Origin of the sequence: Streptomyces sp. NPDC093225, assembly GCF_044753805.1 — a bacterium.
In the GTDB taxonomy this organism is placed as follows: domain Bacteria; phylum Actinomycetota; class Actinomycetes; order Streptomycetales; family Streptomycetaceae; genus Streptomyces.
On record NZ_JBIVNX010000005.1, the window covers coordinates 85,695 to 108,900 of the forward strand.

Annotated in this window: 18 protein-coding genes and 1 riboswitch; of the genes, 9 read left to right on the forward strand and 9 right to left on the reverse strand. The window is 73.8% G+C overall.

Annotated features, from left to right (window positions below):
• Positions 1-43 precede the first annotated feature (43 nt).
• On the forward strand, positions 44-292 hold the full coding sequence (locus ACIQCH_RS07290; protein WP_030197095.1) for a hypothetical protein: 249 nt from the start codon (positions 44-46) through the stop codon (positions 290-292).
• Between the two features lie 136 nt (positions 293-428).
• Here ACIQCH_RS07290 and ACIQCH_RS07295 read toward each other — a convergent pair whose 3' ends face one another.
• Positions 429-1,421, reverse strand: coding sequence for an XdhC family protein (locus tag ACIQCH_RS07295; protein ID WP_402578867.1), 993 nt, complete (start codon positions 1,419-1,421; stop codon positions 429-431).
• A 323-nt stretch (positions 1,422-1,744) separates the two neighbouring features.
• Here ACIQCH_RS07295 and ACIQCH_RS07300 point away from each other — a divergent pair, with 323 nt between their 5' ends.
• Positions 1,745-2,044 carry a hypothetical protein gene (locus tag ACIQCH_RS07300; protein ID WP_402578869.1) on the forward strand — a complete coding sequence of 100 codons (300 nt, stop codon included), beginning with the start codon at positions 1,745-1,747 and terminating at the stop codon, positions 2,042-2,044.
• An 8-nt stretch (positions 2,045-2,052) separates the two neighbouring features.
• On the opposite strand, the gene ACIQCH_RS07305 is transcribed toward ACIQCH_RS07300, so the two are convergent.
• On the reverse strand, positions 2,053-2,724 hold the full coding sequence (locus ACIQCH_RS07305; RefSeq protein WP_402578871.1) for an NADPH-dependent FMN reductase: 672 nt from the start codon (positions 2,722-2,724) through the stop codon (positions 2,053-2,055).
• 579 nt (positions 2,725-3,303) lie between these two features.
• Positions 3,304-3,465, forward strand: a riboswitch (cyclic di-AMP (ydaO/yuaA leader).
• Between the two features lie 4 nt (positions 3,466-3,469).
• On the opposite strand from ACIQCH_RS07305, the gene ACIQCH_RS07310 reads away from it, so the two are divergent.
• Positions 3,470-4,252: a transglycosylase SLT domain-containing protein gene (locus ACIQCH_RS07310; protein ID WP_402578873.1), complete on the forward strand. Its 783-nt coding sequence runs from the start codon at positions 3,470-3,472 to the stop codon at positions 4,250-4,252.
• A 170-nt stretch (positions 4,253-4,422) separates the two neighbouring features.
• Here the strand turns inward: ACIQCH_RS07310 and ACIQCH_RS07315 are convergent, their stop codons facing one another.
• Complete coding sequence (locus ACIQCH_RS07315; RefSeq protein WP_402578875.1) at positions 4,423-6,012, reverse strand: FAD-binding oxidoreductase; 1,590 nt, start codon at positions 6,010-6,012, stop codon at positions 4,423-4,425.
• 400 nt (positions 6,013-6,412) lie between these two features.
• On the opposite strand from ACIQCH_RS07315, the gene ACIQCH_RS07320 reads away from it, so the two are divergent.
• The gene (locus ACIQCH_RS07320) at positions 6,413-7,813 is read left to right on the forward strand and encodes an APC family permease (protein ID WP_402578877.1); all 1,401 of its coding nucleotides are present in this window, start codon (positions 6,413-6,415) and stop codon (positions 7,811-7,813) included.
• 157 nt (positions 7,814-7,970) lie between these two features.
• A complete protein-coding gene (locus ACIQCH_RS07325) occupies positions 7,971-8,597 on the forward strand; it encodes a class I SAM-dependent methyltransferase (RefSeq protein WP_402578879.1) in 627 nt (208 codons plus the stop codon).
• 7 nt (positions 8,598-8,604) lie between these two features.
• Here ACIQCH_RS07325 and ACIQCH_RS07330 read toward each other — a convergent pair whose 3' ends face one another.
• Together ACIQCH_RS07330 and ACIQCH_RS07335 are read right to left on the reverse strand one after the other, a co-directional pair.
• Positions 8,605-9,486: a YncE family protein gene (locus ACIQCH_RS07330; RefSeq protein WP_402578881.1), complete on the reverse strand. Its 882-nt coding sequence runs from the start codon at positions 9,484-9,486 to the stop codon at positions 8,605-8,607.
• 285 nt (positions 9,487-9,771) lie between these two features.
• Positions 9,772-10,671, reverse strand: coding sequence for a squalene/phytoene synthase family protein (locus ACIQCH_RS07335; protein ID WP_402578883.1), 900 nt, complete (start codon positions 10,669-10,671; stop codon positions 9,772-9,774).
• Between the two features lie 253 nt (positions 10,672-10,924).
• Here ACIQCH_RS07335 and ACIQCH_RS07340 point away from each other — a divergent pair, with 253 nt between their 5' ends.
• Positions 10,925-12,166, forward strand: coding sequence for a serine hydrolase domain-containing protein (locus tag ACIQCH_RS07340; RefSeq protein WP_402578885.1), 1,242 nt, complete (start codon positions 10,925-10,927; stop codon positions 12,164-12,166).
• A 79-nt stretch (positions 12,167-12,245) separates the two neighbouring features.
• On the opposite strand, the gene ACIQCH_RS07345 is transcribed toward ACIQCH_RS07340, so the two are convergent.
• The gene (locus tag ACIQCH_RS07345; RefSeq protein WP_402578887.1) at positions 12,246-14,432 is read right to left on the reverse strand and encodes a M4 family metallopeptidase; all 2,187 of its coding nucleotides are present in this window, start codon (positions 14,430-14,432) and stop codon (positions 12,246-12,248) included.
• A gap of 168 nt (positions 14,433-14,600) precedes the next feature.
• Here ACIQCH_RS07345 and ACIQCH_RS07350 point away from each other — a divergent pair, with 168 nt between their 5' ends.
• Positions 14,601-15,560, forward strand: a complete 960-nt coding sequence (locus tag ACIQCH_RS07350; protein ID WP_402578889.1) for a LysR family transcriptional regulator — start codon at positions 14,601-14,603, stop codon at positions 15,558-15,560.
• Positions 15,561-15,635: 75 nt separating this feature from the next.
• On the opposite strand, the gene ACIQCH_RS07355 is transcribed toward ACIQCH_RS07350, so the two are convergent.
• Positions 15,636-16,289 carry an HAD family hydrolase gene (locus ACIQCH_RS07355; protein WP_402578891.1) on the reverse strand — a complete coding sequence of 218 codons (654 nt, stop codon included), beginning with the start codon at positions 16,287-16,289 and terminating at the stop codon, positions 15,636-15,638.
• Positions 16,290-16,489: 200 nt separating this feature from the next.
• On the opposite strand from ACIQCH_RS07355, the gene ACIQCH_RS07360 reads away from it, so the two are divergent.
• Positions 16,490-18,040 carry an alpha/beta hydrolase gene (locus ACIQCH_RS07360; RefSeq protein ID WP_402579159.1) on the forward strand — a complete coding sequence of 517 codons (1,551 nt, stop codon included), beginning with the start codon at positions 16,490-16,492 and terminating at the stop codon, positions 18,038-18,040.
• Positions 18,041-18,390: 350 nt separating this feature from the next.
• Complete coding sequence (locus ACIQCH_RS07365) at positions 18,391-21,600, forward strand: TIM-barrel domain-containing protein (RefSeq protein ID WP_402578893.1); 3,210 nt, start codon at positions 18,391-18,393, stop codon at positions 21,598-21,600.
• A 159-nt stretch (positions 21,601-21,759) separates the two neighbouring features.
• On the opposite strand, the gene ACIQCH_RS07370 is transcribed toward ACIQCH_RS07365, so the two are convergent.
• Complete coding sequence (locus ACIQCH_RS07370; protein ID WP_402578895.1) at positions 21,760-21,954, reverse strand: ferredoxin; 195 nt, start codon at positions 21,952-21,954, stop codon at positions 21,760-21,762.
• A gap of 14 nt (positions 21,955-21,968) precedes the next feature.
• Positions 21,969-23,189 (reverse strand): cytochrome P450, encoded by a 1,221-nt coding sequence (locus tag ACIQCH_RS07375; RefSeq protein ID WP_402578897.1) that lies wholly within the window; start codon positions 23,187-23,189, stop codon positions 21,969-21,971.
• Between the last annotated feature and the right edge of the window lie 17 nt (positions 23,190-23,206).

Sequence of the window (23,206 nt, forward strand, 5' to 3'; positions counted from 1 at the left end):
GCTCCGGGATGCGCGGCCAGGCCCCGCGCCCGACGCTGGAGGCATGCGCCACGCACCGATCGTCGTGCACCGGATCTCGCCCTCGGGCGGGCGCCGCGTGACCCTGCGGACCGAGGGGCACGAGGACATCCTGGGGCTGGCCCGCTCCGACGCGGACGTGATCGAGTTCCTGCGCCGGGCCGAGGTCCCGGACCCCGACGAGCTGGTCCTCGGGGACTCGCGGCTCATCGACTGGGTCGGTGCCGAGCCGCACGTGTACGCGCTCGAACCCTCGGACACCGACATCCCCTGACCGACGGGCATCCCCTCAGCCGGCCGGCGGCCCCCGGCGCGGACCCGGCCGTCAGCACGGGCCCGCCCCGGGGCGTCCGGCGGATCAGGGCCGGACGGCCCCGGTCCCCCGGACACCCCTTATGCGGCGCGGGTGTTCACGCAGCGCCGGCGCCGGCCGGTTCGGCCGTGACGGCCGTGACGGCGGTCAGGACGCTCAGCACCTCCGCGCAGATCGCCAGGGCCGTCTCCGCGGGGGTGCGCGCGCCCAGGTCCAGCCCGATCGGGCCGTGCACGTGCGCCAGCTGCGCCTCGGTCAGCCCCGCCGCGAGCAGGTCCTCGCGCCGCCGGGCCTGCGTGCGGCGGGACCCCAGCGCGCCCACGTAGGGGATCCCGAGCCGCAGTGCGCCGCCCAGCACCGGCGCGTCGAACGACGGCTCGTGACTGAGCATCACCAGACAGGCCGAACCCCGCCGTGCCGTCAGCCGCTTCTCCGCCTCCGCACGGTCCTGGGTCGTCAGCCACTCCCAGCCGAGCAGTTCCGCCTGCCGCCCGATCAGCTCGGCGAGCTCGCCGGTCCCGCCGATCACCAGGTACGGATCGGCCGGGTACGCCTCGATCAGGACCAGGCCCTCGTCGCTGTAGCGGGCCTCGCGCCCCGCCCGGTGCCGCCCCAGGAGCTCCAGGGCCTCGCGCACCGCCTCCGGACCGCCGGCGGGAGCGGCGCCGTCGCCGACGCGCACGACGGTGCTCACGGCCTGCGTGCCGTCCTCGCTCAGCCGCGTCACCAGGGCCGCGCTCGACCCGAGCGCCAGCTCCTCCCACCACTGCCCGGGAACGGACGCCAGCGGCTGCACCAGGATCTCCGACTGCCCGCCGCAGGTGAGGCCCGCGCCGGTCGCCTCGGTGCCGTGCACCGACACCTGGCAGACCCGCGCCGTCACCCCGTCCGGGACCGCGGCCGCCTCCGCGACGAGCTGCTCGTCGAACACCCCCCGGTACAGGCTCCCCGCGCACTCGCCCCGCGGATCGACGAGCAGCGCCCCGGCGGGGTCCCGGGGGCCGAAGCCCTGCTCGGTCACGGGCCGGGCCAGGAACGCCGTACGCCCCTCGGCCGCCCACCGCCGCGCCGTCTCCACCAGCTCGCGCATCACACGCCGCCCTTCTCGCGTCTTCCCGGTCTTCCCAGGTCAGACCCCAACGTATGCCCGCCGGCGGCCCGCGCACCCGCGCCGGACGGAACTTCGGCCGGTCCGCCAACCCGCTCGCTTGGACGATCTGCCGGGGCCGGCCCGGGACGGCCTTGGTGGAAGTCGATCAAGGCCCGGTCGTACCCCGCGCCGGCAGGGCGCCCGGCCCGGGCGCGGGGGGCGCGCGCCGCGCGACGGGGCGGTACACGGGCTGAAGACAACGAATTCATACCGGTGTGCCAGGGCGCCGTTTCCCGTTCGGCGAGGTCCGGGTTGAGCCGTCCGTGACGACTCCTCCCGGCCCGGCCGCCCCGCCGGGCGCACGCCACGCACCCGTGGCCGCCCTGAGCGGTGCCTACTGGCTCGACTCACCGTCCCGCCACGAGGGCGAGGACTGCGGCCGCTGCGACCAGCTGCGGCGCGCGAACGCCGCGCTCGTCCGGCTGCCCGGCCCCAGCGAACGCCGGGAGCGTCCCGGGCTCCCTCCGCAGGAGCGGGGCGCGGCGGCGCTGCGCGTGGTCATGACCATCCTCGCGGTCCTCACCATCGCCTCGGCCCTGGCCGTCACCGGTCTCGGCGACTGACCCGCGCGTCAGTCCTGCGAGCGCTCCGTGACGGCCGCGTCGGTGCGGTCGCTCAGGAACTCGTACCACCGGCGCTGCAGGCAGACGTAGCGGGTGTCCGCCTCCACCAGGCGCAGGAAGGCCGCCACCGTGTCCGTCAGGCGCGCCTGGAGCCCGGTGTCGGTCAGGTTGCCCTCCGGCGTGAAGCCCTCGTGGGCGCGGGCGAGGCTGAACATGTCCGGGTAGACACGGGTGCCCAGGTGCTCCAGCGGGACGCGCAGGGCCCACAGCCCGCGGTTGCCGCCCACCAGCGAGGGCGAGGCGGACACCAGCAGGGCGTGCTTGTCCTTGAACGGCTGGGGGCGCACTCGGGAGACCCAGTCGATCGCGTTCTTCAGCACGCCCGGTACGGAGGCGTTGTACTCGGGCGAGGCGATCACGAAGCCGTCGCAGGAGGCGATCCGCTCGCGCAGCGCCAGTGCGCCCTGCGGCAGGCCGGTCTCCTGCTCGGTGTCGCCGTCGTAGACCGGCATGTCGAAGTCGGCCATGCGCGCGAGGTCGACGGCGCCGCCGGCCTGGGCGGCGAGCCGGGCGACGAGCTCGGCGAGCCGCGAGTTGAGGGAGTCGGAGCGCCGGGAGGCGCCGAAGACCAGCACGCGGACCGGCTCGCGGCCCGTCCCGTGCGCGGAGTCTGCGGTCATGGGGTGGGGCCTCCAGGGCGGGCGGTGGCGGGCGGGCGGCGGGCCGCCGACGGGGCCGCCGACGGGGCCGCCGACGGGGCGGCGACGGGGCGGCGACGGGGCGGCGACGGGCGAGGCACACCGAGCGGAGCACACGCGCGGAGCCGGGGGCGGGTGCCCGGGCCGTCGCGGGACGGAAGTCACCCGGGCAGCCGCACACCCGGCGCACCGCAATGCTCCATCCTCACCCAGTTGATTCCTTAAGTCCGATTTGGGCTGGAGTGATGGTTTCTGTTGCGTGACGCCCGGCTCGGTCAATTCCTCGGGTTTGGCTGGTCTTTCCCGCTTATGTGGCACCGTCGTGCATTCGGTGACATGTGTCACGTGGGACGCGTCGGGGCGGGGAGATCGACTTCGCGACTGCGGCTCTGTGGAGCCTCAGTTGGCCATCGGCGTGTCGGCCGATCATGTTCGTTTTCCGTCGCCGTTCCTGCGGCAACTTTGCGTTAAGGAATTCGGGACTTGTTCAGCCGTGCAGCTCTCGCCTACGGTCACGCTCATTCCGGGTGGAACGCCGAATCCTGCCGCCGCCCGGATTCCCCACACCACTCACTCATTCACGTACGGCAGGAGCGGGGGACCCAGGTAAGCGCCGCACCGGCCCATCCGGTGCGGCTTGGGGTGAAGGCGCGCTCGACCAGCGCGTCCGGGCATCTCCAGCCCGAACCCGACAGCTCACCTCGCAGGCGACGGAGAGGAATGCGCCATGCCCGGAAAAGGCAAGCACCGCCGTCCCAAGAACTCTCGACTCGGCCGCGGATTCTTCGCGGTCGGCACCGGCGGCGCCGCCCTGGCCCTGCCCGTGATCGGCGCGACCACCGCCGCGGCGGCCGCCCCGACGGCAACGCATTCGATCACTGTCGCAAAGATCGCCGCCCCCACCCTCACCCCCGAGGCCCTTCTGAAGGCCCCGGCCACGTATTCCGTCGTCGCCGGTGACTCGCTCGCCGGGATCGCGAAGAAGCACGGTGTGGCGGGCGGTTGGAAGAAGCTGTACCAGGACAACAAGTCCGTCATCGGTGACGACCCGTCACTGATCCGACCGGGCATGAAGCTCCGCGTGGACGGCAAGGCCGCGGCCCCCGCCCGCACCGCCGCCGCGCGCGCCGACCGCTCGACCCGCCCCACGACCCTCAAGGCCACCCCGGCCGTGGTGAAGAAGACGTACGCGAACAACCTCGACGGTTGGATCCGCGAGTCCCTCGACATCATGGCCAAGCACGGCATCCCCGGCTCGTACAACGGCATCTACCGCAACGTCATGCGCGAGTCCTCGGGCAACCCGCTCGCCATCAACAACTGGGACATCAACGCCCAGAACGGCATCCCGTCGAAGGGCCTGCTCCAGGTCATCCAGCCGACGTTCAACGCCTACCACGTGCCCGGCACGTCGATGGACCTCTACGACCCGGTCGCCAACATCACCGCGGCGTGCAACTACGCGGCTGCCCGCTACGGTTCGATCGACAACGTGTTCGGCGCCTACTGACCGGTCGCCGTACCGCACGCCGGCGCTGCACGCGCCGGCACCGCGCCCGCCGCCTCGGCCGGCCCGGAAGACCGCTCGGGGGTCTATCGGGCCGGCCGTCGCGTCGTCGGCGGGTCACCGCGCGGGCGGGCGGCGGCCGAGGCCACCGCGCGCGGCGGAGGGGCGGCGGGTCACAACGCCTGAGGGAAGCGGAAGAGGCGGTCCGGGTCCAGGGCGCGGCGCAGCGCTTCCAGGCGGGCCAGGTTCGGCCCGTAGTAGGCCCCGCGCCAGTCCGTGAGCGCGGGGTCGGCGTAGTTCTGGTAAGCCGCCCCGCTCGCCCACGGCCGCAGCGCGGACCACAGCCCGCCCAACCAGGCCTCGTGCCGGGCCGCCTCCGCCGCCGAGGCCCCGGCGGGCCAGTACGCCAGGTACTGGGTGAGCAGCCCGTACGAGCGGTGGGCGAAGGCGGTCTCCGCGACGCCCACCCGGTTCAGCGCGCCGCCGCACACCCCGTCCAGCTGCACCACCCCCCGCCCGCCCGGCGGCACCGCCCCCGGGTACCCGGCCAGCGCGTCGAGCAGCGCGGCCACGGCCGCCGGCGGCAGGCCCGCGCCGGTCCAGAAGTCCGACCGGCCGGCGTACGAGTCGCGCCCCAGCAGTCCCGCCGGATCGTGCCCCGGCAGCGTGCCCGGCAGCCGGCACTGCGCGGCCGCGTACCCGAGACACCCGGCCATCGCCCGCATCGTGTCGGCGTAACCGCGCCGGACGACGTACCGGTCGCGCGGCTGCACGCCGACCGCCGCGGCCAGTCGGTCCAGCTCCTCCTCCAGCTCCGCCCGCCCGTCCAGGCACACCACCCGCACGGCGGGCGCGGGCACCGCGCCGTCGCCCCGTCCGCTCCGTCCCCCGTGCCCGCCATGCCTGCCGTCCCCGCCGCTCCTGCCGTTCGGCCCGCGGTCCCGGCCGTCCCGGTCGTCCCCGCCGTCCACGGTGAACTCGAGCTGGCTCCAGAACGGGTCCGCCAGCCCGGCCAACCAGCGCTGCCAGGCCCCCACCAGCCCGGCCGTCGCCGACGCCGGCCAGTGCAGCTCGGCGAAGCCGCAGTCGCCGGCCGGCCAGGTCCGGAACCGGAACTCGGTGACCACGCCGAAGTTCCCGCCGCCCCCGCCGCGCAGCGCCCAGAAGAGCTCCGCGTCCTGCGCCGGGCCCACCTCGCGCACCCGCCCGTCCGGCGTCACCACCCGCGCGCCCGTGAGCGCGTCGCTGGTGGCCCCGTACGCCCGGGCGGCCACGCCCAGGCCGCCGCCGAGGGTCAGCCCCGCGATGCCCACCGACGGGCAGAGCCCGGCCGGCAGGGCCGCGCCCCGGGCGCCGAGCGCCGCGTGGACCTCGCCCAGCCGGGCGCCCGCCCCGATCCGGGCGGAGCCGGTTCCGGGCTCGACCGCGGCCATCAGCCCGACGTCGACGACCAGGCCCGTCCCCGTCGACCAGCCCGGGTAGCTGTGCCCGCCGCCGCGCGCCACGACCGGCAGTCCGGCGCGGCGGGCGAAGTCGAGGCAGGTCACCACGTCGTCCTCGTGCGCCGGGTACGCCACGGCCGCCGGGGCCACCGCGTCGTGCCGCGGCTGGAACAGCCGCCGGGCCTCCGCGTACGCCGCCTCGCCGGGCCGGACCAGCCGCCCGTCCAGCCCCCGCGCCAGGGCGTCCAGGTCCGGCTCGCGGCCGCGCGCGAAACCGGCGGCGAGCGGAGCTGCCAGTAACTGCCGACGACCCAGACCCATGTCCCCTACTCCTGCCATCCCGCTCCCCGGAAAGCCGCGCGCCCCGCCGGGCCGCGCCCCCCGCGTGCCGCGGACGGGCCCGGCGCGGCGCGCGCGGGAGGCCGTACCGCCCCGTGGGCCCGGGGGCTACCGCCGGTAAAACCGAAGAAAATTCCCGGGCTCCGGACTGCGGTTCCCGCACACCCCGTTTTCGTTGCCTTAGCACGTTCTTAACGCGTTCTTGGTCTGTGCGGGCGTGTCAGAGCAACGGATTCCGCAGCAGGCAAGGCATTGACCTGTGGTGCACCGGAGGCTTCCATTCAGCCCGGGAGCCATTGGAACCACCCTGACCACCTGCCGCCTCGGAGGCGATACCGCTCCCACCCCCTGAACCACCGCACACGCCGATCGGAACCGCCAGATGACCGACACCCTCAGCGCCCCGCACGCGCTGGCCCCCCAGACCGGCCCCGTGCCGCAGAAGCTGAAGCGCTCCATCGGTGTCGTGGGCGGCACCCTGCTCACGCTGTCGTGCGTGACGCCGGCCTCGACCCTCTTCGTGGTCGTCCCGGACCTGTTCTCCAGCGTCGGCACCTTCACCTGGCTCACCATCGCGATCGGCTCGCTGCTCTGCATCGGCGTCGCGTTCTGCTACTCCGAGCTGGGCACCCTCATCCCCAGCGCGGGCGGCGAGTACGCCATCGTCTCCACCCTCGCCGGCCGCCTCGCCGGCTGGCTGGTGTTCGTGCTGTCCCTGCTGGTGGTGATGATCGTGCCGCCGGTGATCGCCATGGGCACCGCCGACTACCTCGCCCCCCTCGTCCACGTCCCGGCCCCGCTGGCGGGCGCCGGGGTGATGCTGCTCGCCACCCTCGCGGGCCTGCTCGACCTGCGCGCCAACGCCTGGATCACCGGCATCTTCCTCGTCCTCGAGGTCATCGCGGCCGGCGTCGTCGCGGTCCTCGGCTTCGCCCACTCCGAGCACGGCACCGGCACCCTCGTGCACGGTGCCGTGGCATCGGGCGAGGGCGGGGCGCACGCCGCCGTCACCGCGGGCCTGGTGATCTCCGGCCTGGCCATCGCCCTCTTCATCACGCAGGGCTTCTCCACCGCCGTCTACCTCTCCGAGGAACTGGAGAACCCGCGCCGCAACGTGGCCCGCACCGTGCTCGCCACGCTGGCCATCTCCACGGCCGTCATCCTCGTCCCGGTCATCGCCATCACCATGGGCGCCCCCGACCTGGCGACCCTGACCAACGGCGACATCAGCGGCATGATCGCGGCCTGGTCCAACTCGGCCGTCGGCACCTTCATCAGCCTCTGCGTCGCCCTCGCCATCATCAACGCGGGCATCGTCATGGTGATCCAGAACTCCCGCGTGCTCTTCGCCTCCGCCCGTGACAAGGCCTGGCCCGAGCCCGTCAACAACGCCCTCGCCCGTCTCGGCCGGTTCGGCTCCCCGTGGGTCGCCACCCTGGTGGTCGGCGTTCCCGGCGCGGCGCTCTGCTTCGTGAACCTCGACACCCTGTACGGAGTCACCGGCGTCTCGGTCACCGGCATGTACCTGCTGGTCGCCGTGGCCGCCCTGTTCAGCCGTCGGGGCGCCCACCGCGACATCCCCGCCTGGCGGATGCCACTGTGGCCGGTCGTCCCGCTGCTGCTGATCGCGGTCCTCGGGTACGTCCTGTACATGCAGGACACCGAGTACCTGCTGTGGACCGGCGGCATCACCGCGGTGGCCACCCTCTACTGGCTGTTCTACCTGCGGCCGCGGCAGGACACCCGCTGGCTGGTCAGCATCCCCGAAGACGCGCAGGCCTGACCCCACGGGCAGCGCGGCGGCCCGAGGGCCGGAGCGGCACCCCCGGCCGCCCCGGCCCTCGGGCGTTTCCCCGACCGGCGCGAGGGGGCGCGGCCCGGCGCCCGCGGTGGGATTCTGGAGGGGGAAGCACGACACGCCGTGGGGGACGGAGGGCGAGATGGGCTTCTACTCCGACCGGGTGCTGCCGCACATCATCAACACGGCCTGCGGGATGAAGACGACCCGGCCGATGCGCCGCCGGGTCTGCGAGGGCCTGGCGGGCGAGGTCGTGGAGATCGGCTTCGGCACCGGGCACAACGTCCCCTTCTACCCGCCCGAGGTGACCGCCGTCAGCGCGGTCGAGCCCTCCGAGGTCTCCTGGCGGCTGGCCGCCGACCGGGTCCGCGTGTCCACGGTGCCCGTGCAGCGGGCCGGGCTCGACGGCCAGTACCTCCCCTTCGAGGACGACTCCTTCGACGCGGCCCTGAGCACCTGGACCCTGTGCACGATCCCGGACCCGGACGCGGCCCTGCGCGAGCTGCGCCGCGTCCTGCGCCCGGGCGGCACCCTGCACTTCCTCGAGCACGGTCTGGCCCCGGCCGAGGACGCGGACGTCCGCCGCTGGCAGCGCCGGCTGGAGCCGCTCAACAAGCGCCTCTTCGGCGGCTGCCACCTCACCCGCCCCCAGGACGAACTGCTGCGCGCGGCGGGCTTCACCCTCACCTCGCTCGACCGCTTCTACGAGGAGGGCGCGCCGAAGCCCATGGGCGCCCTCTACCTCGGCACGGCCTCGGTCGGGCGGTGACGACGCCTCAACCGCCGGCGGTGTCGATGACCGACAGGGTGCCGTCGCCGCTGTTGGCTACGTAGACGCGCTTGCTGTGGGGCTCGAAGGCCAGGCCCGACGGCCCGGATCCGACCGGGACCGTGGCGACGACGCCGTGGGACCCGGCATCGATCACCTGCACCGTGTCGTCGGACAGGCTGACGTAGGCGTCCCCCCGAGCGTCGACCGCCACGGCGATCGGATGGGCGGCGACGTCCACGTTCGAGACGCCGCCGGTGGTCAGATCGATCACCGACACCGCGGTGGTGCCGGAGTTGGCGACGTACGCCCGATGCCTGGGGGCGTCGATCGCGATGCCGGTGGGTTGCTGCAGGACCGGGACGACCGCCGTGACGTCATGGGCGGCGGCGTCGATCACCGAAACGGTGTGGGCCTCCGGCTGCGTCACGTACACGCGGTGGTCCGTGGGATCGACCGCGACACCGAGGGCGCCCAGGACCTGGAACTCGGGGAGGACGAACGGGGTGCCGCCGTTGTGGACGGCCGACACCGTGTCGCTGGTGCGGTTGGTCACGTACGCCCGGCCCGCGAGGTGGTCGACGGCGATCCTGGTGGTGTTGGGCGGAGGCCCGGACGGGCCGTCGATGGTGAGGGTGGCGACGAGGGCGTTGAACCTGTCGATCACCGACACGGCGTTCCCGCCGTTGTCGGCGACGAAGACGCCGAACTGCGGATCGGTGGCCACGCCCTCCGGCCAGAAGCCGACGTTGACGGTCGTGGTCACGGTGTTCGTCGTGGACTTGACCACCGACACGGTGTGGTGGCCGACGTTGGTGACGAAGACCTGGTCGTGGACGTCCACCGCCACACCGACCGGATCCGCCCCCACCGGGATGGTGGCGACCACATGCGATTGTTCCGCGTTGAATGTTTCACCCATGACATGGCCTACGTCTCAGCGGATTCCTGCTGGTCTTCCGGACATCGGTTCACGTGCGCACCGGCGCGGACGGGGCGACGCCGTGCAGCCCCGCCGGGCCCCGACCGCTCGCGCAGGGGGAGCGGTGGTTCGGGCGGAGGGGCGGTGATCACCATTATCCCGACGGTCAACGGTCGCGGCATCTCGACGCGGCCCGGTGCCTCGAGCGGGCCGGTGCCCCTGGCCGGCCGTGCCCCCCGGCGATCCGGTGCCTCACGCGGCCCGGCGCCGCTCCCGCCAGGCCCGGCCCAGGATCCGCAGCGGCGCGACCACCCCGTACCCGACGTCGCGCCGCAGCGCGCCCGCCCCGGCCCGCTCGACGGCGGCGAGCTGGTGGGCCATCAGCTCCGTCATCACCCGGCCCACCGGCCGCAGCCCCGGTGCCGCGAGGTCCACCACGTCCGCTGCGGCCGTCAGCGCCTCCCGCGCCCGGGCGCACTCCGCCGCCAGCAGCGCCCTGACCGCGGGCGTGTCCGCGGCCCCCTCCAAGTCGGCGCGGCTCACGCCGTGCGCCGCCAGCCGCTCGGCGGGCAGGCACAGCCGCCCGTCCCCGAGGTCCCCGGCGAGGTCGGCGAGGAAGTCGACCCGCTGGGCCGCGTCCACGAACCGCCGCCATCCCGCGGCCTGTTCCGGGTCCGGCCCGCCCGGGTACTGCAGCCCGGTGAAGACGACGACGCCCGGCCAGGCGTACGCGTCCACGTACGCCTGGAAGTCCGCCTCGGTGGCGAAGCCCGCGAAGCCCGCCTCCGCCGTCCCGGCACCCGCCAGGAACCGGGTGATCCACTCGGTCGGCAGGCCCCGTTCGGCGACCGCGTGGGCGTACGCGCGCACCACCGGGTCCGGATCGTCGCCCTCGGCCAGCACCCGGTCCACCCGTCCGGTCAGGGCCTCCAGCGCGCCGGGCACCCCGCTCTCCGCCACGTCGTCGACGAGGTTCATGAAGGCCAGGCCGGCCGTCAGCCAGGGCTGCAGTTCCGGCGCGGCCAGCAGCCGCAGGGCGAGGTAGGGGGCCTGCTCGCGGCGCAGCACGCGCCGGGCGGCGGCCGTGCAGTCGGCCCGCAGGGCGGGGTCGGTGAGCTGTGCGGCGGTGAGCGCGGCGCGCCAGGTGGGCACGGGGTCCGGGTCTCCTTCGGGGCTGGTCCACGGCCTACGGGCGGACGCCCGGCCGGTGCGTACGGACGCCCGGTGGTTCGTACGGATGTCCGGGCCCCACCGTATCCGCGGTCGGCGGACCGCCCGGCCGCGGGGCGGGGCGGCCCGCACCGCCGGCCGGACCGCGGGGGCGCTCGCCGGGCGGCCCCCGGTCGGGCCAATGGGCGGAGTGTTGCCTTCCGTTCGCGGGGGCGGGTGGGCGCATAGTGCCGCTATGAACCGAACCCGCAGGGCGCTGCTCTGTGCCGCCACTCTGATCGCCGTGACCCTGCCGGTCCTCCCACCCGCCGCCACGACCGCGGCCGCCGCCGGCGGCGGCCCGGGCGGGGGCCGCCCGAACTGCGTCGACTCGCCCCGGCCGGCCCGCGGCAGCGAGGCCCGCGCGATCGTCGACCTCGCGCGCACCGCGCAGGGCGAACTCGGGCTCAAGTCGGTCGTCCTGCGCGTGACGCGGGGCGGGCGCGAGGTGGTCACCGCCGCCATGGGCGAGTCGATGACCGGGGTGCCGGCCACCCCCGACATGCACCTGCGCGTCGGTTCGGTGGGCATCGAGTACATGGGCACCGTCCTGCTGCAACTCGTCGACGAGGGCCGGGTCTCGCTCGACGACCCGGTCGCGCGCTGGCTGCCCGACCTGCCGCACGCGAAGGAGATCACCCTGCGCATGCTCGGCAACAGCACCTCCGGCCTGCACGACTACGTCACCGACCCGGTCTTCCTCGCGGAGCTGGGGGCGCACCCCTTCCGGCACTGGACCCCGCAGGAGCTCGTCGGGATCTCCACCGCCCACGACCTCTGGTACGAGCCGGGCACCAACTTCAGCTACTCGCACGCCAACTTCGTCCTGCTCGGCGCCGCCCTGGAGAAGATCACCGGCATCCGGCTCGACCACCTGCTGCGCCGGCGCGTCACGGGTCCGCTGGGCCTGCCGGACACCCGCAACTCCTTCACTCCCGAGATCGCGCCGCCCCCCGTCCTGCACGCGTTCAGCTCCGGCCGCGGGACGTACGAGGAGACCACCTACTGGAACCCGTCCTGGACCACCGCCCCCGGCGCGGTCCTGACCAGTCACATCTGCGACCTGGCCCGCTCGGCCCGGGGCATCGGCCGCGGCGAGCTGCTCTCGCCCGAGGCCTTCGCGACCCAGCTCGACCCCGGCACCGTGGGCCTCGGCCACGAGACCCGCACCTGCCCCAAGACCGTCTGCCTGCGCAACACCGAGCGCTGGCACTTCGGGATGGGCTTCATCGTCGACCACGACTGGATCTACACGAACCCGTCGTTCACCGGGTACGCGGCCATCTCGGCCTACTTCCCCGGGAGCGACCTGGCGGTCGCGGTGTCCGCCACCGAGGGCCCGGACACCGACCTCGTCAACCCCGCCGAGGAGATCCAGCACCGCATCGCCGCGCTCCTCACGCCGGGCCACGTGCCGGGCGGCCCGGACAGCGCCTGACGCGGGAGCGCCCCCGGCCGCGCGTGCGGCCGGGGGCGCCCTTCCCCCTGCTGGCTGGGCTAGTCGACCGGGTGCCGGATCACGGCGCGGTCAGGCCCAGCGTGTAGGAGCCGGAGCCGCTGTAGGCGTGCACCAGGTAGCGGTAGTAGCCGGCCGAACCGTAGTAGCTGATGTCCTCGTCCGCGCCCTCGTCGCCGGACACGGCCACGTCCACCCACGTGGAGCCGTTCCACTTCTGCAGGTACAGGTCGAAGTCGGTGCCGGCCGGGCCGCGCAGGCAGCCCACGTGGGTGCCGGACCGGCTCGAGTAGTAGTACGAGCCGTTCGGCTGGACCTGGGCCTGGCCGGAGCTCAGCGTGCCCTGGTAGGTGTACTGGGTGTTGTCGCAACCGGTCGGCGGCTGGGTGCTGCCGACGGTCAGGTTGTAGGTGACGCTGTGCTCGACCGAGCCGGTGCCCTTGACGGTGATCTGGTACGAGCCGTTCGCCGTGCCGGCGGCCGCCGCGACGGTCATCGTCGACGAGCCGCCCGAGGTCACCGCGTCCGGGCTGAAGGAGACCATGACCCCGCTCGGCGCGCCGGAGGCGGAGAGCGCCACCTTCTGCGCCGCGCCACCGGTGGTCTGGGTGCTCACGGTCGAGGTGACCGAGGCGCCCGCCTGCACCGAGCCGCTGGTCGGGCTCAGGGCCAGCGAGAAGTCGGGCTGGGTGGTGCCTCCGCAGTCAGTCTCACCGGACTGCGCCGGCACGCCGACCGCGTTCCAGGCCGCCTTGACCGCGTTGCACTCGACGCTGCCGTAGGTGTTCTTCGCGCTCGCCAGCGTCGCCCGGCGGGCGGCGGGGTGGTTCCACGAGGAGGTCTTGCTCAGCAGCGCGCCCATGAAGACCTTGCCGGCCTTCTGGATGCCGATGCCGGTCACGGACGACGGGCCGCCCGAGCAGATGGGGCTGCTCGGCTTGCCGCCCCCGGGGTTGGAGCCCTCGGCCAGCAGGTAGAACCAGTGGTTCTGCGGGCCGGCCGCGGCGTGCACCTCGGTGTTCGAGTTCAGCTGCGGGTAGCAGTTGGGGTCGCCGGCCACCGACGGGTTGTACATGTACCGGATCGGCTTGCCGTCGCCCAGGAAGTCGAGCTTCTCGCCGACGGTGTAGTCCGGGGTGTCGTTGGGGTTGTTGGCGTACGCCTCGGTGAGGGCGCCGAAGATGTCGCCGGTCGACTCGTTCATGCCCCCGTTCTCGTTGCTGGAGCCGGAGCCGCCCGGGGTCTTGTCGAAGACCTCGTGGCCGTACTCGTGCGCCACCACGTCGATGCCGGTGAGCTGCATCGTGGAGTTCTGGTTGTGGCCGTACGTGGTCTTCGTGCCGTCGTAGTACGCGTTGACCTCGCCGAGGCCGGCCCGGGCCGGGACCATCGAGCCCTGGCCGTTCTGGCCGTTGTAGCCGAACCACTCCTTGAGCATGGAGTGTTCCTTCTGGGCCGCGTACATGATGTCCACGCACGCGGTGACCAGGTTGTTGGCCGTGCCGTTGCCCCACGGCGAGGAGCCGGTGTAGGCACCGCCGGTCTGGCCGCCGCACTGGAAGCCGGAGCGGTTCGGGTCGGTCATCGAGGAGGCGGCGGTGTCGATGGTCACCGTGCCGTTGTGGTAGCCGCGGCCCTCGGCGTCGGACACCTTCTGGTCGGCGCGGGCTATCTTCCCGGTCCGCGCGTCGACGTACGTGTCGAGCACGCTCGGGGCGTTCCTCGCGGTGCGGCCGCTGACACGGGTGTGCCAGGCGAGCAGCGCCCTGCCGTCCTTGAGGAGCACGGTCAGGGCGGGCCCGGTCGCGCTCTCCACGCGGTGCAGCTGCCTCCGCGCGGTGGCCAGGGCGGTGGCGGCGGAGACCTTCGCCGTGGTGCCGACCTTGATGGCGGGGGCGGGCGCGGCCGCCACGTCGCGGACCGTGCCCCTGCTGTCCGAAAGCACCACCGCGTCGCCGCCGACCACCGGCAGGCCGCGGTAGGTTCGCTGGTAGGCCGCGTAGAAGAGGCCGTTGGCCCAGGGGGTCACCGACGTGCGGACGAGGTCCTCGTCGCTGCCGTGGCGAAGCCCGTCGAGACCGCTGCTCGCCGCGCGGTCGGCGGCCGCGAGTGCGAGCGACTTGCCCTGCTGGGGAGGCACGGGCGAAGGGGTGGGGGCGGCGGCCGACGCCGCGCCGGCGAGGGCGCCGGCGAGGCTCGCGGTCAGCGCCATGGCTGCCACGGTGGCCGTCAGTCTGGTGCGGTGCACGTCCACTCCGTTCGTGGGGGAGGCTCGGGGAACACGGCCTGCGATTCGGCCGGTTCCCGTCTGGGGTCGCCGCCGAGTATGGGCGTGCTCATGACCGGACAGGGACATCTCGCGCGTCATAACGCGGGAGTTATGGTGTGCCGTCCACCCCTTGCGTAACCTGCTGAAATGCAGCTGGAATTGAGGCATCTGGAAGCCGTCTGCCGGATTGCCGAAGCGGGCAGCCTGGGGCGCGCGGCGAGTCGGCTGGGCGTCTCCCAGCCAGCCCTCTCGGCGCAGTTGCGGCGCATCGAGCGGGTCGCGGGCGGGGAGTTGTTCGTACGCGGCCGGCACGGCGTGGAGCCCACGGCGCTCGGCCAGTTCGTGCTCGCCAAGGCGCGCCGGGTGCTCAGCGAGATGGAGGACCTGACCGCCGGCGCCCGCGCCGTCGCGCCCGGTACGCCGCTGCGGCTCGGCTGCATCCTGCTGGTGCTGCTCGACGGGTTGCTGGAGCAGATCGAGCGGGAGCTGGCCGGGCGGGAGATCACCGTCGACGTGGAGCACTCGGTCACCGCACTGGCCCGGCTGCTGGGCTCCGGACGGTACGACGCCGTCCTGTACGGCGAGGTCAACGACCACGAAGTACCGCTGCCCGAGGGGGTGCTGGCCCGTACGCTCATCCCCCGCGAGCCGTTCTGCGTACGGCTGCCCGCCGACCACCCGCTCGCCGCGCGGACGGAGGTCGAGCTGGCCGATCTCGCCGAGGAGCCCTGGATGACCCTGCTGGAGGACGACGACGGCGGGCCCGAGGCGCTGGTCGCCGCCTGCGCGCGGGCCGGCTTCACCCCGTCGCTGCGCTACCGGATCACCGACCGGAAGATGCACTGGGACCTGATCGCGGCCGGCCGGGCCGTCTCGGTCAGCCAGCCCACCGCGCCGGCGGCCGAGGGCACCGTCCTGCGGCCGCTGGCCGGCAGCCCGATCACCGGCCGGATCCGGCTCGCCTGGAACCGCGCGGCCGTCCCGGCCGCCCAGGCCGAACTGCTCTACCGCGCCGCCGGCCGGGCGTACCTGGCCCAGGTCGACAACAACCCCTTCCACCGCGCCTGGTGGGACGCCCACCCGGAACTGCACCCGGTCCTCGACTGACGGACCGCGGACCTCCGCACGTTCCGGGGCGACCGGGCGGCGGCCGGTCCGCAGGCCGCCGGATCCCCGGCCGGGTCAGCCCGCCGCGGCGAAGGCGAGGATCTCCGCGGCCGCCGCCCCGAGGGTGGCGAAGTGGCGGTGCACCCCCTCCTGCGCGACGGGGGAGTTCACCCCCCAGACCGTCATCCCCGCGGCCAGCCCCGACCGCACGCCGGACGGCGCGTCCTCGACGACCAGGCAGTCCTGCGGGTCCGCGCCGAGCAGCTCGGCGGCGCGCAGGTACGGCACGGGGGAGGGCTTGCCCTCGGTGACGGCGGCCGCGTCCACGACGAGGCCCGGGGCCGGCAGGCCGGTGCGGGCGAACCGGCCCCGGACCCGGTGCTCGTAGTTGGAGGTCACCAGCGCCCAGGAACCGGGCGGCAGGGCCGTCAGCAGCTCCGGCGCGCCCGGGTACGCCGCGTACGTGCCGCTGCGCACGTCCTCGTCCTCCAAGGCGTGCAGCGCGGCCAGGCACTCCTGCGGGTCCAGGTGCGGGGCGACGTGCGCGAAGGTCTCGACCGGACGGGTGCGCAGCGCCACCGCGTACACCTCGTCCGCGTCCAACCCGTGTCCCAGGGCCCAAGTGCGCCACACGCGGCGCTGGTTGTCGAGGGCGTCGACGAGGGTGCCGTCGACGTCGAAGAGGATGCGGCGGCCGGACGGAACCGGGCCCGCGGACTGATCTGTCATGGCCCGATCCTGTCAGGTGCCGCAGCCCGGGGGTCACGCTCCCCCGTGCGCCCAAGGATCGTACGGTTTCGGCCACTTGCCGGATTCCTCTCCATCCCGAGTCGTACGCGCGATCCGCCCTCGGGGATGATTCGCGTGGCTCCGGCATGTAACAGGGTTGTGGCGTCCGTACATCATCGAAAGGAACGGCCTTCGTGCGCATGCGCCGATACGCCCCGCTGCTCGCCGCGGGACTCTTCGCGACCACGATCCCCGCACTCGCCCCCGCGCAGGCCCAGGCCGCCGGCGCTCCCGGGTACCTCACGCAGAAGCCGGCCTGGCACCGGTGCGACTCCCACGCGCCCGCCGCGTACCAGTGCGCCACGATCAAGGTGCCCCTCGACTACCGGCACCCCGAGGGCCGCAAGATCGACCTCGCCATATCGCGGCTCAAGAGCAGCAACCCCGCCAAGCGCCACGGCGTCCTGCTGCTGAACCCCGGCGGCCCCGGCGGCTCCGGCCTGGACCTGCCGCTGTTCCTCGGCGACGCGCTGCCGAAGAAGGTCAAGGAGCAGTACGACCTGGTCGGCTTCGACCCGCGCGGCGTCGGCAGGAGCACCCCCATCAGCTGCGGGCTCAACGACGCCGAGCAGCGCTGGGACCGCCCGTACAAGCGCGAGACCTTCGCCCGCGACACGGCCTGGGCCAAGTCCGTCGCGGCCAAGTGCCGTGCCACGTCCGGTGACCTGCTGCCGTACATCACCACCCGCAACACCGCGCGCGACATGGACGTCGTCCGCTCGGTCCTCCGCGAGCGCACGATCTCGTACCTGGGCTACTCGTACGGCACCTACCTGGGCGCCGTGTACGCGCAGATGTTCCCGACCCGGACCGACCGCGTCGTCCTCGACAGCGCCGTCGACCCGGCCCGGATTTGGCGCGGCATGATCCAGGTGTGGGCCTCCGGCGCGGAGCCGGCCTACGACCGGTGGGCCAAGTGGACCGCCGCCCGCAACCGCACGTACAAGCTGGGCAGCACGCCGGCCGCGGTGTCGAAGACCTTCTACGGCCTGGTCGCCCAGGCCAACCGCAAGCCGATCCCGATCCAGGGCCAGAAGCTGACCGGTGACGACATCCGCAGCTACCTGCGCGGCGCGTTCTTCAGCCCGAAGTCGGCCGCCGAGGCGGTCGTGGAGCTGAAGAAGGCCGCCGCGGGCCAGCACGTCGGTGCCGCCGCGCTGCCGATGCTGCCGACCCCGGCGCGGACCGCCGCCGAGGCGCCGGCCGACAACGGCACCGCCGTCTTCTGGGCCGTCGCCTGCGGCGACACCCGCTCCTGGCCGAAGGACCCGGCGCAGTACCGCCGGGACGCCCTCCGCGACAAGGCCCGCTACCCGCTGTACGGCGACATCGCCTCCAACATCCTGCCCTGCGCGTTCTGGGGCAAGAACATCGAGGCCGAGACCCCGATGACCGGTACCGCCAAGGTGCTCACCGTCCAGAACGAGTGGGACTCCCAGACCCCGCTGGCCAGCGGCAAGGGCCTGCACCGCGCACTCAAGGGCTCGAAGATGGTCCTGGCCCTCGGCGGCGAGGGCCACGGCGTCTACCTGACGCCGGGCTCCTGCGCCAACGCCCCGATCGACGCCTACCTGACCACGGGCAAGCTGCCCAAGGCCGACATCACCTGCCGGACCACCTCCTCCGGCCAGCGCAACCCGCTCTCCGGCGCGGTGCCCGGCCCCTTCCCGGCCGCTCCGAACCGCTTCTGAGCCGCTGCTGAGCCGCTTCCGCGTCACCTCCGAGACGAGGCCGACCCGGCAGCACCGTTCCGTCGCGCGCCCCTGAGGGCGCGGGGCGGGCCGCCCCCGGGCCGGCCGGCCGATCCCCGTGATCGGCCGGCCGGCCCTTTCGCGTGTCCGGCCCGCGCAGGCGACACACGCAGGACCGCCACCCTCCGCTTGCTTGAAACTGCTCGTTTCGGTGCAGTTTCAAGCAGCAATCTCCAAACTGGGCCGTCGGCGCGCTATGTTGCCATGCGCATGCCCAACGCACGGTGTGGTGCGCGGTCCCGGCTCCGGCCCCGGCCCCGCCATGCCCGGACCGCACGAGGAGCTGCCCCATGAGACTCGGTCTTCAGCGCGCACGGCTCGGCGGGAGCAGGGGAGCGCCGCCCCCGCACCGGCGCCGCGGACGCCTCCGGGCGCTCGGCGCCGCCCTCGCGACCGCCCTCGCCGCCACGGCCCTGGCCACCGCCGGGCCCGCGGGCCCCGCCACCGCCGCCCCGGCCGCCACGGCCGGCAACGCCACCGGCATCAGCCAGTCCGGCACCACCTTCACCGTGACCACGTCCACCAACGCCCGGGCCCGCGTGGTCGTCGCCCGCTCCGACATCTTCCGGCTCTGGCTCTCGCCCGACGGATCGTTCACCGACGACCCGGCCGGCTCCGACCTCGCCGTCACCACCGACTTCGGCTCCGTGCCCGCCACGTCCGCGGACGCCGGTACGTACTACAAGATCACCACGCCGTCCCTCGTCATCCGCGTCAACAAGTCGCCGCTGCGCTTCTCCGTCTACCGCCCGGACAACACCACCCCCGTCTGGCAGGAGACCCAGCCCGTCTCCTGGTCCGGCGGAAAGACCACGCAGTACCTCGCCACGGGCGCGGACGAGCAGTTCTACGGCACCGGCCTGCGGCTCGGCGAATGGGCGCTGCGCGGCAAGACCGTGCCCGTGGCGGTGGACAACAAGTGGCGCGAGAACAACAACGCCAGCCCCGCGCCGTTCTACATGTCCACCAACGGCTACGGCGTCATGCGCAACACCTGGGCCCCCGGCTCGTACGCCTTCACCGCACCGGGCGCCTTCACCCACAACGAGACCCGGTTCGACGCCTGGTACTTCACCGGCGACGGCCTGAAGTCCGTCCTCGACGCCTACACCGACGTCAGCGGCAAGCCCTTCATGGCACCGCTGTGGGGCTTCGAACTCGGCAACGCCGACTGCTTCAACGCCTCCAACCCCGCCTATCAGGGCGACCACGACCGGCTGCGCCACCAGACCACCCCCGACGTGGTCGGGTACGCCGACGACGCCCGCGCCGCCGACATGCCCTCCGGCTGGTTCCTGCCCAACGACGGCTACGGCTGCGGCTACACCCAACCCCTCAAGTCCACCGTCGACGCCCTCAAGGCCCGCGGCTTCCGCACCGGCCTGTGGACCTCCACCGGCCTGTCCGGCATCGCCGACGAGGTGGGCACCGCCGGCACCCGCGGCGTGAAGACCGACGTCGCGTGGATCGGCGGCGGCTACAAGACCGCCTTCGACGGGGTGAAACAGGCCGTCGACGGCATCGAGAAGAACTCCGACGCCCGCCGCTTCGTGTGGACCGTCGACGGCTGGGCCGGCACCCAGCGCAACGCCGTCGTCTGGACCGGCGACACCTACGGCACCTGGGACGACATGCGCTGGCACGTGCCCGCCATCGCCGGCGCGGGCCTCTCGGGGCTCAACTACGCCTCCGGCGACGTGGACGGCATCTTCGGCGGCAGCCCCAGGACGTACGTCCGCGACCTCCAGTGGAAGGCCTTCACCCCGGCCTTCATGACCATGTCCGGCTGGGGCGCCACCAACCCCGCCGCCGGCTACCAGGACAAGCAGCCCTGGCGCTTCGCCGAGCCCTACCTGTCCATCAACCGCAAGTACCTCCAGCTCAAGATGCGGCTGACCCCGTACCTGTACACGATGAGCCGCACCGCCCACGACACCGGCGTGCCCAGCACCCGCGCCCTGGTCCTCGACTACCCCGACGACCCGGTCGCCCGCGGCAACCTGACCAGCGGCCAGTTCCTGGCCGGCGACTCCTTCCTCGTCGCCCCCGTCGTCTCCGACACCACCACCCGCGACGGCATCTACCTGCCCGCCGGCACCTGGACCGACTACTGGACCGGGAAGACCTACGCCGGACCCGGCTGGCTCAACGGCTACGCCGCGCCGCTCGACACCCTGCCCCTGTTCGTCAAGGGCGGCGCGATCGTTCCGATGTGGCCCACGATGAACTACGCGGGGGAGAAGCCCGTCTCCACCCTCACCTACGACATCCACCCCCGCGGCAACTCGACCTTCACCCTGTACGAGGACGACGGCCTGACCCGCGCCTACCAGAGCGGCGCCTTCGCCCGCCAGAAGGTGGACGTCGGCGCGCCCGCCGCCGGCACCGGGGACGTCACCGTCACGGTGGGCGCGGCGAACGGCTCGTACACGGGCAAGCCCGCCGCGCGCGGCTACGAGCTCGGCCTGCACGTGGCGGCCGCGCCCACCGGCGTGACCGCGGACGGCGCGGCCCTGCCCGCCCAGCCCGGCAGGAGCGCGTACGACGCCGCCGCCACCGGCTGGTTCTTCGACCCGGCCGACCGCGGCGGCGTCCTGTGGGTCAAGACCGGGCAGAAGTCCGGCGCCTTCACGGTCACCGCCGCGGGCACCCGGATCCCGGCCGCCGACCCGGTCCCGTCCTCGGCTCCGATCCCGCGCACCGGCTGGTCGGTGGTCCGCGCCGACAGCCAGGAGACGGCCGCCGAGAACGGGGCCGCGGCGAACGCGATCGACGGCGACCCCGCCACCCTCTGGCACACCGCCTGGTCCTCGGGCACCCCGGCGGCCCTCCCGCACGAGATCCTGATCGACCTCGGGGCCCGTTACGCCGTCGACTCCCTGGGCCACCTCCCCCGGCAGGACGGCGGGGTGAACGGGCGCATCGGCTCCTACGAGGTCTACCTGTCGGACACCACCGCCGACTGGGGCTCCCCGGTGGCCACCGGCACCTTCGCCGACACGGCGGCGGCCACGTCCGTGCCGCTGGCCGCGAAGACCGGCCGCTACCTGCGGCTGCGCGCCCTGACCGAAGCCGGCGGACGCGGGCCCTGGACCAGTGCCGCCGAGATCACCGCGACCGGCCGGGCCGCCGCGCTCCCCGTCGACGCCGCCCTCGTCAACGGCGCCTCGGGGACGTGCGTGGACCTGCCCCACAGCGCGACCGCCCCCGGTACCGAACCCACGCTCTACAGCTGCCACGGCGGGCCCAACCAGCGCTGGACGCTGCACGCCGACGGCCGCCTGACCGGGCTGTCCGGAGTCTGCATCGACGGCGCCGCGGCCGCCCGGATCACCGTCCAGGCGTGCGACGGCAGCGCCGGCCAGTCCTGGCAGCCCGGCCCCCAGGGCTCCCTGCGCAACGCGGGCCGGTGCCTGAACGCCGCCGGATCCGCGAACGGGACCAGGCTGACCCGGGCGAACTGCGACGACTCGGCCGCCCAGCGCTGGTCCTTCGGCTGACCCGCGCCGCGGCGTCGCGTACGGCACCGCGTAGCACCACGTACCGCACCACCTACGGCACCGCGTACTGCACTGCGTACCGCACCGCGTACGCCACCCGGACCGGCCGGCCCCTGGGACTTCCCCCTCAGGGGCCGGCCGCGCGTCTGACGGGTGGCGTCAGGAGCCGCGTACGGCGATGGCCGCGACGGGGCAGGCGCGGACCGCCTCGCGGACCAACGGGCTGCCGTGGCCGTCCTCGCGCCCCGGCAGCAGGGTGCTGAACCCGTCGTCGTCCTGGGCGAACACCTCCGGCGCGGTCAGCGCGCACTGGCCGGCCCCGATGCAGACGCCGTGGTCGATGTCGATGTGCACGGTGCTCCCGCCCCTCACCAGGTCACGGGGAGCTCGAGCATCCCCTGGATCGTGTCGCCCGGCTTGAACGGGATCGTGTCCGGGTCGGCCGCCAGCCGCAGGCCCGGCAGCCGTTCGAACAGCGTGCCCAGGGCGATCTCCATCTCGGCCCGGGCCAGGTTCTGGCCCAGGCACTGGTGGATGCCGAAGCCGAACGCCAGGTGGTGCCGGGTCGGCCGGTGCCAGTCCAGGTCGTCCGGGTCGGCGTACACCGTGGCGTCGCGGTTGATGACCGAGGTGGGGAACACCACCCCGTCGCCCGGCCGGATCACCGTCCCGTCGACCTCGATCGGCGCGGTGGCCACCCGCAGCATCCCGTCCGCGATGGACAGGTACCGCATCAGCTCCTCCACGACCTCGCCGACCAGGACCGGTTCGGCCCGCAGCTCGGCCAGCCGCTCGGGATGGCGCAGCAGGGTGAAGGTACCGAGAGAGATCATGTTCGCGGTGGTCTCGTGCCCCGCCACCAGCAGGATCGCGGCCAGTGCCACGAGCTCCTCGACGTCCGTCTCCCCGGTCTCCAGCCGCTGGGCGATCAGCTCGTCCAGCAGGCCCTCGCCCGGTTCGGCGCGCTTGCGGCCGATCAGCCGGCGCAGGTAGTCGTCGATGGCGTCCCGGGCCGCCGTCACGTCGTCCGTCGTCGGGCCGCGCAGCAGCCGGCGGGAGGCGCCCTCGAAGAAGTCGTGGTCCTCGTACGGCACTCCGAGCAGCGCGCAGATCACCATGGACGGCACCGGCAGGGCGAAGTCGCCGACCAGTTCGGCGCCGGGGCCGCGCGCAACCAGGCCGTCGACGAGCCGGTCCACCGTGTCCTGGATGCGCGGGCGCAGGGCGGCGGTCCGCTTGAGGGTGAAGCTGGGGATGAGCACGCGCCGCTGGGCGTTGTGCTCCGGGTCGTCCACCCCGAGCAGGGCGGTGCGCCGGAAGGTCAGGGCCTTGAACCGGGCCGAGGTGATGGGGAAGTCGGGGTTCTCGCGGTCCGTGGACAGACGCGGGTCCGTGAGCAGTGCACGGGCCCGGGCGTGGCCGGTGACCGCCCAGACGGTGCGGCCGTCGAAGAGGGTCACGCGGGAGAGCGGGGGGCCCTCGCGCAGGGGGCGGTAGGCGGTGGGCGGGTGGTAGGGACAGGTGCGGGTCGCGGGGAAGGGGACGGCCGGGGCGGTCTCCGTCTCCGTCAGTTCCTTCGGTTCCGTCATCTCCGTCATCGGACTAC

Excerpts from the sequence above, each read along its gene's own strand:
- ACIQCH_RS07320 (WP_402578877.1), top strand. The coding sequence starts at position 6,413 with ATGACCGACACCCTCAGCGCCCCGCACGCGCTGGCCCCCCAGACCGGC.
- ACIQCH_RS07290 (WP_030197095.1), top strand. The coding sequence starts at position 44 with ATGCGCCACGCACCGATCGTCGTGCACCGGATCTCGCCCTCGGGCGGG.
- ACIQCH_RS07375 (WP_402578897.1), bottom strand. The coding sequence starts at position 23,189 with ATGACGGAACCGAAGGAACTGACGGAGACGGAGACCGCCCCGGCCGTC.
- ACIQCH_RS07315 (WP_402578875.1), bottom strand. The coding sequence starts at position 6,012 with ATGGGTCTGGGTCGTCGGCAGTTACTGGCAGCTCCGCTCGCCGCCGGT.
- ACIQCH_RS07350 (WP_402578889.1), top strand. The coding sequence starts at position 14,601 with ATGCAGCTGGAATTGAGGCATCTGGAAGCCGTCTGCCGGATTGCCGAA.
- ACIQCH_RS07305 (WP_402578871.1), bottom strand. The coding sequence starts at position 2,724 with ATGACCGCAGACTCCGCGCACGGGACGGGCCGCGAGCCGGTCCGCGTG.
- ACIQCH_RS07360 (WP_402579159.1), top strand. The coding sequence starts at position 16,490 with ATGCGCCGATACGCCCCGCTGCTCGCCGCGGGACTCTTCGCGACCACG.
- ACIQCH_RS07355 (WP_402578891.1), bottom strand. The coding sequence starts at position 16,289 with ATGACAGATCAGTCCGCGGGCCCGGTTCCGTCCGGCCGCCGCATCCTC.
- ACIQCH_RS07340 (WP_402578885.1), top strand. The coding sequence starts at position 10,925 with ATGAACCGAACCCGCAGGGCGCTGCTCTGTGCCGCCACTCTGATCGCC.
- ACIQCH_RS07295 (WP_402578867.1), bottom strand. The coding sequence starts at position 1,421 with ATGCGCGAGCTGGTGGAGACGGCGCGGCGGTGGGCGGCCGAGGGGCGT.
- ACIQCH_RS07310 (WP_402578873.1), top strand. The coding sequence starts at position 3,470 with ATGCCCGGAAAAGGCAAGCACCGCCGTCCCAAGAACTCTCGACTCGGC.
- ACIQCH_RS07365 (WP_402578893.1), top strand. The coding sequence starts at position 18,391 with ATGAGACTCGGTCTTCAGCGCGCACGGCTCGGCGGGAGCAGGGGAGCG.
- ACIQCH_RS07325 (WP_402578879.1), top strand. The coding sequence starts at position 7,971 with ATGGGCTTCTACTCCGACCGGGTGCTGCCGCACATCATCAACACGGCC.